13 protein-coding genes are annotated in these 13955 nt (G+C 43.0%); 7 read left to right on the top strand and 6 right to left on the bottom strand.

Annotated elements, in window-relative coordinates; all coding sequences use genetic code 11:
- Positions 1 to 204: 204 nt before the first annotated feature.
- A complete protein-coding gene (locus tag J8Z25_RS02860; RefSeq protein WP_250661647.1) occupies positions 205 to 1455 on the bottom strand; it encodes a type II toxin-antitoxin system HipA family toxin in 1251 nt (416 codons plus the stop codon).
- Positions 1452 to 1757: a helix-turn-helix domain-containing protein gene (locus tag J8Z25_RS02855; RefSeq protein WP_036984862.1), complete on the bottom strand. Its 306-nt coding sequence runs from the start codon at positions 1755 to 1757 to the stop codon at positions 1452 to 1454. The genes J8Z25_RS02860 and J8Z25_RS02855 overlap by 4 nt, the downstream gene beginning before the upstream one ends.
- Before the next feature lie 318 nt (positions 1758 to 2075).
- On the opposite strand from J8Z25_RS02855, the gene J8Z25_RS02850 reads away from it, so the two are divergent.
- Positions 2076 to 3389: an ATP-binding protein gene (locus J8Z25_RS02850; protein WP_086585839.1), complete on the top strand. Its 1314-nt coding sequence runs from the start codon at positions 2076 to 2078 to the stop codon at positions 3387 to 3389.
- 143 nt (positions 3390 to 3532) lie between these two features.
- Here the strand turns inward: J8Z25_RS02850 and J8Z25_RS02845 are convergent, their stop codons facing one another.
- The 3 genes from J8Z25_RS02845 to J8Z25_RS02835 are packed head-to-tail and all read right to left on the bottom strand — an operon-like array spanning position 3533 to position 6329.
- Entirely contained in the window at positions 3533 to 4651 is a 1119-nt protein-coding gene (locus tag J8Z25_RS02845; RefSeq protein ID WP_075607773.1) for a hypothetical protein, read from the bottom strand.
- Positions 4652 to 4699: 48 nt separating this feature from the next.
- A complete protein-coding gene (locus J8Z25_RS02840; protein WP_250661646.1) occupies positions 4700 to 6049 on the bottom strand; it encodes a type II toxin-antitoxin system HipA family toxin in 1350 nt (449 codons plus the stop codon).
- Positions 6039 to 6329 carry a helix-turn-helix domain-containing protein gene (locus J8Z25_RS02835; protein ID WP_250661645.1) on the bottom strand — a complete coding sequence of 97 codons (291 nt, stop codon included), beginning with the start codon at positions 6327 to 6329 and terminating at the stop codon, positions 6039 to 6041. Before J8Z25_RS02835 ends, J8Z25_RS02840 begins: the two co-directional genes overlap by 11 nt.
- A 502-nt stretch (positions 6330 to 6831) precedes the next feature.
- Here J8Z25_RS02835 and gmk point away from each other — a divergent pair.
- From gmk to J8Z25_RS02810, 5 genes are all read left to right on the top strand, one after another.
- Positions 6832 to 7452: a guanylate kinase gene (gene gmk, locus J8Z25_RS02830; RefSeq protein ID WP_130049727.1), complete on the top strand. Its 621-nt coding sequence runs from the start codon at positions 6832 to 6834 to the stop codon at positions 7450 to 7452.
- A 101-nt stretch (positions 7453 to 7553) separates the two neighbouring features.
- Positions 7554 to 7829, top strand: coding sequence for a DNA-directed RNA polymerase subunit omega (rpoZ, locus tag J8Z25_RS02825; protein WP_054554225.1), 276 nt, complete (start codon positions 7554 to 7556; stop codon positions 7827 to 7829).
- 130 nt (positions 7830 to 7959) lie between these two features.
- Entirely contained in the window at positions 7960 to 10065 is a 2106-nt protein-coding gene (gene spoT / locus J8Z25_RS02820; protein WP_130049728.1) for a bifunctional GTP diphosphokinase/guanosine-3',5'-bis pyrophosphate 3'-pyrophosphohydrolase, read from the top strand.
- An 11-nt stretch (positions 10066 to 10076) separates the two neighbouring features.
- On the top strand, positions 10077 to 10469 hold the full coding sequence (ridA, locus tag J8Z25_RS02815) for a deaminase RidA (RefSeq protein WP_054554223.1): 393 nt from the start codon (positions 10077 to 10079) through the stop codon (positions 10467 to 10469).
- 153 nt (positions 10470 to 10622) lie between these two features.
- A complete protein-coding gene (locus J8Z25_RS02810; protein WP_130049729.1) occupies positions 10623 to 12227 on the top strand; it encodes a flagellar assembly protein A in 1605 nt (534 codons plus the stop codon).
- 49 nt (positions 12228 to 12276) lie between these two features.
- Here J8Z25_RS02810 and asnA read toward each other — a convergent pair whose 3' ends face one another.
- Positions 12277 to 13272 carry an aspartate--ammonia ligase gene (gene asnA, locus J8Z25_RS02805; RefSeq protein ID WP_130049730.1) on the bottom strand — a complete coding sequence of 332 codons (996 nt, stop codon included), beginning with the start codon at positions 13270 to 13272 and terminating at the stop codon, positions 12277 to 12279.
- Between the two features lie 197 nt (positions 13273 to 13469).
- Here asnA and asnC point away from each other — a divergent pair, with 197 nt between their 5' ends.
- Positions 13470 to 13928 (top strand): transcriptional regulator AsnC, encoded by a 459-nt coding sequence (asnC, locus tag J8Z25_RS02800; protein ID WP_054554220.1) that lies wholly within the window; start codon positions 13470 to 13472, stop codon positions 13926 to 13928.
- Positions 13929 to 13955: the final 27 nt, after the last annotated feature.

The following is a 13955-nucleotide window of genomic DNA, read 5'->3' as shown; positions in this document are numbered from 1 at the left end:
TTACATAATGCCCCAAGTCATAAATATCGTATGGGCAGGGTTAGTGTGTGCCTAAGTGGCGTGAACTAAGGCTTTGCCCAGACTGCCCCAGAAGCCCAAGAGTTAAGTGGTGTGTGACAACACATGGAGAATGAGGCAAAGCATAAAAGTGAAACTATAACTTCTCTATATGCTAAAAAATGAAAATATAGTTTCACTGGCTCATTAAACGTTAAACGCTGATTGTTTCATGGCTTGCTCCGCTCGGCTGATCCCTAGCCGCTTAGCAACGGTTTGCCATTGCTTAACCGCAATTAATACTTCATCGTAAATTTGCGTGGCTTGGGTTTGCGAAAGTCTGAAGAAGTCTTTTACGTCAAAGGCTAATTGGTAGTCTAAAGTGTTGTCTGCATCGGTAATATTCAGATGCAGGCCATGCTTACCCACTATCGGGTTTAAATCATAAGCAGGTGATAACTTCCAGCCATTCTTTGTTAATAAAAACCCATGGTTACGCAGGTGATCATCCGTGTTGGACACCGCAATATTAAACACGATTCGACGCCATAACTGAGCTAAATCAGCTGTGGTTTGTGCTCCACAATTGGAAATAAATTCAGCAATCTCTAAGTAGCTAGCACCTTGAGATTGTTCACCATCATAGTATTGAAGCTGTGTCATGGCCGACGAAAAATGCAGCCGCTTTTCACCGTCGCGGTCAAACCGTTTGGTTAAAAAGGTATGGTGCTGTGACGAAAATTGCCTAATCTCACTTGGAAACATGTCAACACCTGCTGCCAACGCCAATTCATAACAGACCATCTCCCACGCGCCCACATCATGGGTATCGTTTAAATTGGGAAACTTAGCAATCCACAAGTGGCCTTGTTCATCTGTGACACAAGCCTTGGGCCTTGCACCACCTAATGATGAGCCTGGAGAAATCAGCATTTTCAACCAGCGGTAATACTCGTCACTGTCGATGTTATCGTCTTTTTCAATCTGCATTGCTGCGTGCTCTAGCTCTCGCAAAGAAGCCATTGGCGGCGCAGCAAACTCAGAGTTGTCGTCCAAAAAAGCATCCGAACCTACTCGCTTAAATCGAATCCCCCCCATCCGATAAGAGTCGTGTACGCCCAGCAGGTAATCCAACTCGTTTAATCGACTTGTTGCTCGAATGCCTTTGCGCGCCTCAATCGCTGCACGCCGCTGCATTAAAATACGCCCCCATCTATCAGGCGATGAATCAAGAAATGCGCGAAAGTTTTTATCGGCTTCATCGTTATAGAGTTCACCGGAGTGAAGCGTCAGGATTGGATCAATTTGCAAGCGAAACGCTGAGGTTAAAAATGCTTTATCGTAGGCAAAACTAAACACGCCACCTCGGCTTGAATCACTGTAAGCAAGCAGCCCAATTAGCAAAGGCGCTTCAATTAGCTGCCAGTCGGCATAGACTTCGACGATTTCACGGCTCATTTTGAACCTTCCAGCAATTTTATGTTTTGCAGCTTGATACCCACTTCATCATGAGCGGCCATTTCTGCAAAGTTGCTTTCCATGCCAAGAACGGCCATGACTTTTAAGTAAGTGCCTATGGCAACACCCGGATCACCGGCGAAGACTTTATTCACAGTTTTATGATCAAAACCAGTACGTTCACACAGTAGCTTTTTTGTAAAACCACGTCGTTTCATCGCCAACAGCAAGTCTTCACCAAAATGCGTCAGGATTTTGCGCTGCTTTGGAAACAGTACATTGTGTAAGTCACGCTTAGCCATATCACCAACCAAAGGGACTATATTCCCACTATTTAACCGTTAATGGGAATATAGTCCAACTTTGAATCCGAAGCAACTCCAACAATTTACATGTGGGACTATATTCCCACTTTACTCAATATAATTGGATTTATATCCTACTTTTAGGTTTAGTTTGCGCGTTGGCCAAGGCGATGATGTGAATCCCTGAATGCCAAAGACCATCAAATTACACTTTTATGCGCATAAAAATGTAAAAATCCACACTTTTCTGCGCGTAAAAGTGTAGACTGAGTTATACTACAGGCAGTTAACAGTCTTAATTGGCGGGAAATGACAATGCAGCGCAACTTACTAAACGCCCTAATAGCATGGAAAAATCAACCGGTGCGCAAGCCATTATTGATCGATGGTGCAAGACAAACAGGTAAAACCTATCTGCTACAAGAGTTATTTGGGAACACCTTTGCCAACATCCTTCGTATCGACTTCCTTGAAAACCCTGCCTACAAAGAAGCGTTCGATGGCTCTCTGTCACCTGACGAGCTAGTAATGAACATTGAGTTGTTAACCAACCAAGCGTTCAACCCAGAAACCGATCTGCTGATATTAGATGAAATTGGCGAATGTGAACGTGCCGTTACCTCACTAAAGTACTTTGCTGAAAAAGCACCGTCCTATTTTGTCGCTGCCAGCGGCTCGAATATTGGTTTGCTCAACACCTTCCCTGTGGGCAAGGTAGAACAATACAATTTACGACCACTGACCTTCCAAGAATTTATTTACGCATCCAACGAGCAAGCGCTGATCAAAGCGTTTGATAGTCAAGCAAGCACACCGGCAGTACACACCAAATTGATGGACAAACTCACTGACTACTTTTTTACTGGTGGTATGCCGGAAGCCGTTTCTGCTTGGTATCAGTATAAGGATTCAAGCATTCTAGAGCGTGTTGAAAAAGTCACAAAAATTCATGCCGATTTAGTGGAAGGTTATCGCCGCGATTTTGGTAAGTACGCGGGCAAGGTCGACGCCACACTGATTGAATCGGTATTTAATAGCATTCCAGCCCAGCTATCACTTGTCAGCGATGAGTCGGTTAAACGCTTTAAATTTAAGCATGTGCATGAGCGTAAATCTCGTTATAGCGATTTTGAAACCGCGATCCATTGGCTTAACTGCTGCCGCTTAGCTTTGCCAAACTACCCTATTGAAGGATTGCCGAAATCTCCGTTAGCGGCCTATAAAAAAGAAAATATGGTGAAACTGTTTCTGTTTGATGTGGGCCTGCTTAATCATATGCTCGGCAGCAGTTATAAAGAAATTAAGCAACAAAACTATGAATACAAAGGTTATGTGGCTGAAAACTTTGTGCAACAAGAGCTCACTGCCATTGGCGTTGACCCAAGCTATTCATGGAATGACGCCCGCGCCGAAATCGAATTTATTTTGGCGACCGATGAAGGCGATATCGTCCCTGTGGAGGTCAAAAGTGGTAAACGTACAAGAGCAAAATCGTTGGCATCCTACGTTGAAAAATGTACTCCAAGTAAAACCTTTAAGTTAACGGGTACACAAGGCTCATCCGCATTAGAGCAAACCAATATCGTGATGCCTTTGTATTTCACGCAGTATTTACCACAGAGATGGTAAAAGCGCGTTGCTTAGACCCCGAGGTCTACACAAAGTGACTTCATAGGTAACAATTTGTAGACCTTTGGTGGGCTTACAACCTTTCAACCAACCCTCAATCGGTTATTTGCTAACGTCATTTGGCCAGCCTATCGCCTCATCGTTTAAAGCAAATCACTCAAGCGATTTAACAGTGCTTTACGGCTATTATTCGCCACAACAAAGCGCTTAAAGCGTTGTTCAAACGCCGCTTCATCAGCTTTGAACTGATAGGCCTCAAACAGCTGATGCAGATAGCGTGATGCCGCATCGTAACCACTGGCGCAAGTTCGATCCGCTTGCTCTTGTGATTGCTGCCAGTAGTGCTCACGTTGATTGTAGATATCCGTCAACGCTTTTTCTTTTTCCGCTTTTTCGATAGCTAATTTTTTTGCGAGTGCTGCGGCTTGCTCTTGCTGTAATTGACTTTGCGCTTGCTCAATGAAAGGAGAAATGACGGCGGAGGTTAACCAGTATTGATAGATCTCGTCTGTGTTGACAGGTTCTTTTCGCGTCAGCGCTAAGGCTTGGTGACGGGTTAGCTGGCCTTGCTCAAACAACGTGCGTAATAGCGTGTCTTTCTCTGCTTGCGAGAGATTATGGATCCACGCATCAAGCGTAAGCTGAGTTTGTTTGGCTTGGTGACTGGGTTGTTCGCTCAGCACCATGGCGAGCGCCTTAACCAATGCTAAGGGAATATCATACAGCGCAGCAAACGCCTGCTCCTCTTCACTGAGGTGCTCAAAATCGAATTGAATTAACGGCACTCGCTCAACGCCATCATTAAAATCAAACGCTTTGAGCCACATAAAGTACACAAGGCGCCAATCCCCTTGCATTAACCCGCCGCGTAAAGCGGCTAAATGCTGGAAAAAGTCGTCAGCATGCTCATCGTCAAAATACTCATCATACTCCTCAAGGGAAAAAATCAGCAACTGCCACTCATCGTTTTCGTGAACATGAAGTCCATCACTTGAAAAGCCAAGTAACGCATCTGGAAGCGTTCCTGCTGGTAGCTTGATGTATACATCGATTGAGCCCCAATCGGCATAGTAAAAACCGATATCAAAGTATTTTAACATCAGCTCAAAAGGCTCGGCCTTTAGATCACTGTAGGTGTAATACACCTGAAAGGCCGTGGCGCTGATCTCGGCACGGCTTGAAATGGCTCTGAGTGCTTGACGTGCTTTAGCATCTAAATACCCATCCAGACGCTCAAATTTATAGTATTGATATTCGCTCACGGTGACCTTGCTATTTATTTATTGTGAATTGAAAAGTTTGTTTTACTTTCATTGAAAAAGCGCTGCATTTGCCTGTTTGCGCTGATCCAATGTCTTAGCAATCGCAGACACTGCTGTTTTACTGATCCCTTGTTGCTTGGCAAGATACGTAAATTGGCTGATGGCTTCTGCGACTTCTTCAATAACTTGCTTTGCATCATGCCAATTCGCAAAGCCAGCACTAGTAGCAAGTTTTTGCATCACCTTAAGCGATGGCGCTTTGCCATAACCGCCGAAAGCAGTGGCGTGTTCGTTGAATGGATGCGGGCTGTAGGTAACATCGTAAAAAGGTGCAGGGTTCCATTGACCGTCATCCGCTTGCAAAAACGCCCAGTTTTTACTGTGGTCGTCTTGATTAGACGACAGCAGGTTAAAAACGGCACGGCGAAATTGCAGCTGCCCAGCAGCGGGGGATTTACACAACTGACGGCTGGCTTTGATCAAGTCAATATAATCTAAACTTGGCGTTCGAAAGTCTGCATCCAGCAGCCCGCAAGCGCTGTGCATATGCAATCGACCTGAACTGCGCTTGCTGCCTAAGTCGGCCTGTTCAGTGACATAATCAAAACGCTTAAGCGCCAACCAGGCAGGCGCACCGCTTGTAGTTGGTGCTTCAATGAGTTGCCATTGCGGCGGTTGACATTTAGCAAGCTCGGCCATTTGTAAATAAACCGCCTCGCACAAACCTTCTTCATGGCCGAGCGCGAGATTTTTAGAAGTAAATTTAATCAGCCATGCTTCATCACCAGGCTTGGCAAAGGTTCGACAATGCTGAGTTTCCCCAGCAGGCATATAAATTTGTGCCTTAGGCCTTGCTCCACCCGAACTACCACCGGCGACTAATGCGGCCAACACCTGTTGCGTATGCCCATCTAACTCATCGTGATTATCATCCATAAAATCTGACATCGATGAATCGAACAGCGTTTGTGCTTCTAAGCCTAACGTCGCTAAATCAATATCCGCGTGCGTGGTGGCTGAAAACTCAGACACCGGAGAAAAAGACAATGCTCCCATGCCTTTATCACCGACAAAGGCCAGTCTATCCATCGCCGTTAATTGATTAGGTAGGATGCCCTTTTGCCGGAAAATACGATCTTGCAACAGCATGCCCCAGCCATCGGGCAAACAATCTCCAAATACGCCATGTACACCTTGGTGCGGCGCTTTAGGTGCGGCTTGAACTTGCGTATTCGCTTGCAAGGTAAACGGTGATAAATTGCCAAACTGCTGCAAATAGCTGTCTGCATACTGAAAAAAAACGCCTTGCCGATTCTGCGCCAAGACTCCAACTGATATCTGCTCACCTGAGCTTAACGTACGAGTTACGGCGAGTTTTTGAATGGGTTTAAAACTCATCTTTTAACACCTCATCAATGCTAGTGGGCATAGTGGTGCGCTCTTTGTTAGGTTGCGTGAGCTGATAAAGCCTATCTAGCGAATCAAGGGTCTGCCATAGCAACAGCAATTGGCGAAATGAAATTTGCCCAGTTAGCTCAAATTTCTTAATGGTGGCCGCAGGTACACAGCTTCGCTCAGCAAGCGCCGCTCGTGACAGCTTTGCCTGCTTTCGTAACTCACGTAAATAAGCCGCATAGGCTTGGCTTACATCGGTATCATCAAGTAAGGTAAAATTCATCCGCAAAGACCGAGTGGATACAGTTATATCCATTATAGCGAAATAAAACAGAAATTGGATACTATTGCATCCACTAACGGATGAGGTGTTGAAAAATCACTCGATAAAGCCCTTCAAAACTGCTATGTTTTAGCTCTAACAGCAGCATAAAAACGGCACTGTTTTTCCGTAGTTTTAGCCAAGAAGCACCACTAAGATTTAGTAAAAGCCATAAGCAAGTGGTGGGCAGTTTGGTGGGCAAACAGGCATTTCTGAACGGTTTCTTTTCGATAACTCATTGAGTTTGTTAGGGTCTAGACCGCTACTCAATGAGCAAATTCAGAATATTGAATAAGCACGCTTTACAGCATTTTTATAAGACCCAGCACCTGCTGGGTCTTTTTTTCATGAGGCTAAAAGCAGGCAAACTTGAGCACTTTTAGCGAAATAAAGTACAATAGATGAATTAAAGGCTTGGATTAGTGATAGTCCGAGCCTGTTTATTTTTTATTAGAGACAAATCATGGCGCAAACTCGCGGAAATTTATTTATCTTGTCAGCTCCATCAGGGGCTGGTAAATCAAGCTTAATTGGTGCTTTATTAAAGAAACACGGCGATATGAAAGTATCGGTTTCGCACACCACTCGCTCACCTCGTCCGGGTGAAGAAAACGGTGTGCACTATCATTTTGTGTCTGTGGATGACTTCAAAGCGCTAATTGAGAAAAATGACTTTTTTGAATGGGCGCAAGTTTTTGATAACTACTATGGTACGTCTAAGCAAGCAATCGAAAGCCAACTTGCTGCAGGTATTGATGTATTTTTAGATATTGATTGGCAAGGTGCTCAGCAAATTCGTAAATTAGTAGATGATGTTGAGACTATCTTCATACTTCCACCATCAAAAGAAGAACTAGAATCACGTTTAAATAACCGTGGTCAAGACTCTGCTGAGGTAATCGCAGGAAGAATGGCGAAAGCACAATCAGAAACATCACACTATAATGAGTATGACTATGTTGTTGTGAACGATGACTTTGATACTGCGCTTGCTGAAATCGAAACCATTGTCATGGCTAAACGTTTATCGTTAAAAAGCCAAACTTTGCGCCATCAGGCGTTATTAGAGAACTTACTTAAATAATACTTTTAAGAATAAGATAAAAATTAACCACAAGCTATTGGCGAATTTAACTTGGTACAGTAAACTACGCCTTTGCTTAAGAATTTATTTGGAGTGCTGAGATGGCTCGCGTAACTGTTGAAGATGCAGTAGATGCAATTGGTAATCGTTTTGACTTAATTTTAGTTGCGGCTCGTCGTGCCCGCCAAATCGCGGTTGGTGGTAAAGATCCACTCGTTGATGCTGAAAATGACAAACCAACGGTTATTGCTTTACGTGAAATTGAGAAAGGGCTAGTTGATAGCTCTTCTATGGACTTAATTGATCGTGAAGAACAACAACATCAAGAAGCAGCAGAAATGGCTGCTGTGGCTGCTATCGTAGGTGGCAACCAGTAATCAAGCTCCCCGCTTTGATTTAGCTATACGGCTAGTATTTCTACACTAGCCGTTGGCAAGCCCTTCTTTTCATCGTATATTCTATTCATACCGTTACCGATTTACTTCATTTGCGCATTGGAGTGTGACTTTGTATCTATTCGAAGGCCTCAAAAAGAAAATATCCGAATACTTACCACCAGCAGAGATTGAGCTGGTACAAAAAGCATACGTGGTAGCTCGCGAAGCCCACGAAGGCCAAACTCGCTCAAGTGGCGAGCCTTATATCACCCACCCTGTCGAAGTGACACAAGTACTCGCTGGCATGCACCTAGATCACGAAACGCTGATGGCTGCCCTGATGCATGACGTGATTGAAGACACCGACTTTAGCCAACAAGACTTAGCTGAAATTTTTGGCGACACAGTTGCTGAGCTTGTTGAAGGGGTGAGTAAGCTAGATAAACTTAGCTTTAAAGATAAAAAAGAATTCCAAGCCGAAAACTATCGAAAAATGATCATGGCGATGACCCAAGATATTCGCGTGATCTTAATAAAACTGGCTGATAGAACCCATAACATGCGCACCTTAGGCGCGCTGCGTCCAGATAAACGCCGCCGAATTGCCCGTGAAACGCTAGAGATTTATGCACCAATTGCGAACCGCCTAGGTATTCATGATATTAAAAATGAATTAGAAGATTTAGGTTTTCAAGCCCTTTACCCTATGCGTCATCGCGCATTAAGATCAGAAGTCGTCAAAGCACGTGGTAACCGAAAAGAAGTTATCAGTAATATTAAAACTGAAATTGAAGCGCGCTTAGAAGAATCTGGCATCGAAGCGACTATATCTGGCCGTGAAAAACACCTATATAGTATTTATAAGAAAATGCTCAATAAAGAGCTGTCGTTTAACGAAGTAATGGATATCTACGCATTCCGTATCAATGTTGATAATATGGATACCTGTTACCGCGTATTAGGTGTTGCTCATAACCTTTACAAGCCAATCGAAACCCGTTTTAAAGATTATATTGCAGTACCAAAAACTAATGGCTATCAGTCACTTCATACCTCACTAGTTGGCCCTCATGGTATTCCTGTAGAGATTCAAATCCGTACCCACGATATGGATCACATGGCAGACAAAGGGGTTGCTGCTCACTGGATGTATAAAAAAGCCGGTGATAATGCAGGTAATACAGCACAGCAGCGTGCTCGCCAATGGATGCAAAGCTTATTGGAACTTCAACAAAGTGCAGGCTCATCTTTTGAGTTTGTTGAAAACGTTAAAACAGAGCTGTTCCCTGAAGAGATTTATGTATTCACGCCAGATGGCCGTATAGTTGAGCTCCCTATGGGCGCAACAGCTGTCGACTTTGCGTACGCAGTGCATACTGATGTTGGTAATACTTGTGTGGGTGCACGTGTTAATCGTAAACCTCACCCTCTGAGCAAGCCTCTTGATACAGGACAAACGGTCGAAATCATCACCAGCTCAGGCGCACACCCGAATGCAACTTGGTTAAACTTTGTTGTTACAGGTAAAGCGCGTTTAGGTATTCGCAATTACCTGAAGAGTCAGCAGCATGAAGAAGCAATGTTGCTCGGTAGACGTTTACTCGACTCAGCTCTAGGTGAAACCAAACTGGATGATATTCCAGATGAAAACATTCGCCGAGTACTTCAAGAGCATGAACTAAATACAGTGCTTGAGCTATTAGTTGAAATTGGTTCTGGTAACTTAATGAGTGTGCTGATAGCGAAACGCTTGATGCAAGTTGATGCCGGCGATCTTGATGACCTAGCGCAAAAAGCAAAAGCAACCATCATCGGCACTGAAGGCATGTTGGTTAACTACTCTAAATGCTGCCGCCCAGTGCCTGGCGACGCTATAACAGCTTATATTAGCCAAGGTAAAGGCCTTACTGTCCACCGCCAAGAATGTAAAAATATTCGTGGTTGGGAAAAAGAGCGCTCAAAATACCTGGTTGTAAAATGGGACGATAACCCAGAGAAAGAATATATTGCAGCCCTTCGTATTGAGATTATCAACCACCAAGGTGCGCTAGCTAAATTAACCAATGTTGTTGCCTCAACCCAAGCCAACATTGTTGAGATAGCGACTGACGAAAAAGAAAGTAATTTATACATGATAGATTTAGGCATCACGGTAAAAAACCGCGTTCATGTTGCTAATATTATGCGCCGCATTCGCGTTATGCCTGATGTGCAAAGAGTCTATCGTAAAAAGTAACAAGGATAATCATGAACAAATCTTTTATTTCTACTGATAATGCACCTGCTGCTATCGGTACTTATAGTCAAGCTGTTAAAGTAGGCACGGCTGTTTATTTATCAGGTCAAATTCCACTTGTACCAGAAACAATGGAAGTTATCTCTGAAGATTTTACTGAACAAACCCACCAAGTATTCAAAAACCTAACAGCTGTTTGCCAAGCTGCTGGCGGTCAAATTCAAGACATGGTGAAAGTAAATATCTTTTTAACTGACTTATCTAACTTCGCTATCGTTAACGAAGTAATGAGTCAGTACTTTAAGCAGCCATACCCTGCTCGCGCAGCAATTGGCGTACGTGCGTTACCAAAAGGCGTTCAAGTTGAGATTGACGGTATCATGGAGCTACCGTCAACAAACTAATAGCTCCTTGCCAGCAACGCAATGTTGCTGGCGCTATTTTAGAAAAACTTACCACTTTCCTCATCCGAAATTCTTGACTCATAAGCAATTCTCTAGCACTCTGTTGTTATAATTAATAAAACCTTTAGCTAGAGTAGTAAAAAAGGATTACAAGTGTTTAAGCTCGCTCACAACGGCAACGTTTTATTAGATGTTCATGAAAACTCGCCTCCTAGTGCTGCGTTTATTATCGAAGCATTAGAAAAGTCACCATTTTGTGAATGCAGAGTGGATCATGAAGCTATCAATAATTTCTTCAAAAGTGACTCTAATGAGCGCATGCTTGTGGTCGCTTCTAAACATGATGCAAGCTTAGTTGTAACTTTGAGCGATGATAAAATGCTGGCTACAGGCGAGCTAACCGTCGCTGAAGGCGGTAAAGTAATGAGCCTTGAAGAAGCGAAGAAAGAGCTTATCAAAGCTGGGGTAGCCCGAGGTTACAAACAAACCTTTTTAGAACAATTACTACAGAAGCAATTTGAATTACCCGCAGGAGAAGTAGCTAAAGGGGTGCTAGCAAAAGGTCGCTTGCCTATTGATGGTCAACCATCCAAATTTGTACCACAAGTTGAGACCTTAAAAGATCGCCTAAAAAAACCAAAGCTACGAGAGGATGGCACTGCCGATATGCGTGACTTTGGTAAATTAGCTAGCGTAGAGCCTGGCGTATTACTAGTTAAACAAATTCCGGCAACTCCTGGTAAAGAAGGCTTTACTGTCACCGGTGATGTACTGCCAGCCAAACCAGGTGAGAGCAGTACATTAGTTGCTGGTGAAGGTACCGAAATATCTAAAAATAATCCACTTGAACTCATTTCTGTCATTGCCGGTGTCCCTGTTGATATTGCCAATGGCATGCGTGTTGATGATATTTTTACTATTGCCGATGTAAACGTAAAAAGTGGTCACGTAGACTTTGAAGGCAGCGTCATTGTTACTCATAACGTTGAACCAGGCATGCGTATTAATGCCAAAGGCGATATAACTGTTATGGGTACTGTAGAGTCTGGTCATTTATCAGCGGCTGGCGATATCACCATAAAACAAGGCGTGATTGGCCACCAGCTCGAAGATAAAAAGTTATCATGTAATATCATCAGCCAAGGTGACATTCACTTATCACATGGTCAATACTGCTATCTTGAAGCCAATAATATTCTCATTGAGCGCCAAGCCAGCCATTGTACGATGAAAGCCACTAAGCTGTTGCAAATAGGCCAAGAAGATAATCCGCAAGGCAAGCTATTCGGCGGAGAAATCTTAGATGCACAAATGATTATTGCTGGCGAAATTGGCAATGAATCGGGTGCTAAAATGGTGATTAACTTAGCCGCTTCAGGTGCTGATGTAACCGCGCAAACAGATCAGTGCTTAAAAGACTTAGCACAAACAGATGCGCAACTTGATACCTTACAAACTGCTATTGAAAAGGCAGATCAAGTAAAAGATGCCGAAAAGAAAAAGCAATTACTCGCAAAAATTGGTGCCACACAAATGCACTATTGCGAGCAAGCTGAAACTCTTGAGAAAAAGCTATCAAGCTTAGAGCATCATTTGCATGATTTACTGGAAGATGCGCAGTTAGTAGTTAATAAAAAACTACACTCCGGCGTCGAAATTCATATTTTCGAAAAAGTACTTTTAACTAACCGCCAATATCCACCTTGCAAAGTGAAGCTCGAAGAAAACAAGGTCGAGGTTGAGTTTAAAACTAGTTAATAAAAAAGAGGCTTAAAGCCTCTTTTTACCAGGGTCTTTAAATCTTAATTTAAAGAATTCCTTCCACTTGCTGTTTTAGCTGCTCAGGCCAAACACCTACTTGTACTTGCCCGATATGCTGTTTTTGTAACAGCAACATAGCGAGTCGTGATTGACCAATACCACCACCTATCGTTTGCGGAAACTTCTTCGCGAGTAGCTGTTTATGCCAATCAAACTCTAAACGAGCTTGGTCGCCTGTAATCGCTAATTGAGTAGCTAAGGCATCAGGACTTACTCGAATCCCCATTGAAGAGATTTCAAATGCATCTTCAAGCACTGGGTTCCAAACTAAAATATCACCGTTTAAGCCTGCAAATTTACTACAGGTTTGTGTTGACCAATCGTCATAATCTGGCGCTCGTACGTCATGAATTTTACCATCGGCAAGTGTGCCGCCTATACCAATTAAAAATACCGCACCGTATTCTTGTGCGACCGCTTTTTCACGTTGTTTCGCTGTAAAGTCAGGATACATCTGACGTAGCTGTTCACTGTGTACAAAGGTGATTTGCTCAGGCAAAAACGAGGTTAAATCAAACTCACTAGCCACAAAGCGTTCGGTTGCTTTAATCGCCTGATAAAGCGATGTTACGGTTTCTTTTAGTTTGTCTAAGGTACGCTCTGTACTCTCGCAAATCACTTTTTCCCAATCCCATTGGTCAACATACACCGAGTGGATTGGGCTTAAAGATTCTTCATCAGGGCGAAGCGCTTTCATATGCGTATAAAGTCCTTCACCTACCGAAAAATCGTAATCAGCCAAGGTCTTACGTTTCCACTTTGCTAAAGAGTGGACCACTTCAAATTGGCTACCCGGAATTGTTTTCACTGCTACCGATACAGCATTTTCAGTACCGCTTAAGTTATCTTGAATACCATCGCCTACTTTTGCCAAGATCGGCGCTTGTACTTCAACTAACCCTAATTGTTGTTCTAATTGGCTTGAAAAAAACTGTTTTACTTTACTAATTTGCTGCTGTTGCTGCAGGTAGTGTGAACTCATAATAATTGGCCTCATTCCCAGTTATTGTTACTTGCTTAATTAGAGAAACCCGCTGCTTGGCTCCTCCTGTTAAAGCAATCCTCAACCAAACAAAGATTATTTTCAATAACCCGCAATAAAAAGAACTTAACATTGAAATATTCATAAAAATAATGCTATAAAAATTATTGATTCAACAATTAACACTAAGAAATACCATGGAAAATTATCAAATCGATAATCTCGATAAAAACATCCTTAACGCTTTAATGGAAAATGCCCGAACAGCGTATGCAGAACTTGCTAAACGCTTTGCTGTAAGTGCCGGCACCATTCATGTTAGGGTCGAAAAGATGAAACAAGCGGGTATTATTACAGGTACCCAAGTCAGTATTGATGCCAAACAGCTTGGTTACGATGTTTGCTGCTTTATTGGCATTAATCTCAATAATGCCCGTGATTACCCGCAAACTTTACTGCATTTAAAAGAGCTAGAAGAGGTTGTCGAAGCCTATTACACCACAGGTAATTACAGTATATTTATCAAAGTGATGGCGCGCTCAATTGATCATCTACAAGATGTGTTAATTAACAAAATACAAGCCATCGAAGCTATTCAATCAACAGAAACGCTGATCTCATTACAAAACCCAATTAGCCGAGCTGTTGTTCCCTAGGGTATAATCAGCGCCAATTAGAATCCG

It is taken from the genome of Pseudoalteromonas sp. SCSIO 43101, from assembly GCF_023650775.1.
Classification (GTDB): Bacteria; Pseudomonadota; Gammaproteobacteria; order Enterobacterales; family Alteromonadaceae; genus Pseudoalteromonas; species Pseudoalteromonas apostichopi.
This window is presented reverse-complemented; position numbering and strand designations above follow the sequence as displayed.

Coding starts and splice junctions, on each gene's coding strand:
- J8Z25_RS02860 (WP_250661647.1), bottom strand. CDS start 1,455: ATGAGCCGTGAAATCGTCGAAGTCTATGCCGACTGGCAGCTAATTGAA.
- J8Z25_RS02855 (WP_036984862.1), bottom strand. CDS start 1,757: ATGGCTAAGCGTGACTTACACAATGTACTGTTTCCAAAGCAGCGCAAA.
- J8Z25_RS02850 (WP_086585839.1), top strand. CDS start 2,076: ATGCAGCGCAACTTACTAAACGCCCTAATAGCATGGAAAAATCAACCG.
- J8Z25_RS02840 (WP_250661646.1), bottom strand. CDS start 6,049: ATGAGTTTTAAACCCATTCAAAAACTCGCCGTAACTCGTACGTTAAGC.
- J8Z25_RS02835 (WP_250661645.1), bottom strand. CDS start 6,329: ATGAATTTTACCTTACTTGATGATACCGATGTAAGCCAAGCCTATGCG.
- gmk (WP_130049727.1), top strand. CDS start 6,832: ATGGCGCAAACTCGCGGAAATTTATTTATCTTGTCAGCTCCATCAGGG.
- rpoZ (WP_054554225.1), top strand. CDS start 7,554: ATGGCTCGCGTAACTGTTGAAGATGCAGTAGATGCAATTGGTAATCGT.
- ridA (WP_054554223.1), top strand. CDS start 10,077: ATGAACAAATCTTTTATTTCTACTGATAATGCACCTGCTGCTATCGGT.
- asnA (WP_130049730.1), bottom strand. CDS start 13,272: ATGAGTTCACACTACCTGCAGCAACAGCAGCAAATTAGTAAAGTAAAA.
- asnC (WP_054554220.1), top strand. CDS start 13,470: ATGGAAAATTATCAAATCGATAATCTCGATAAAAACATCCTTAACGCT.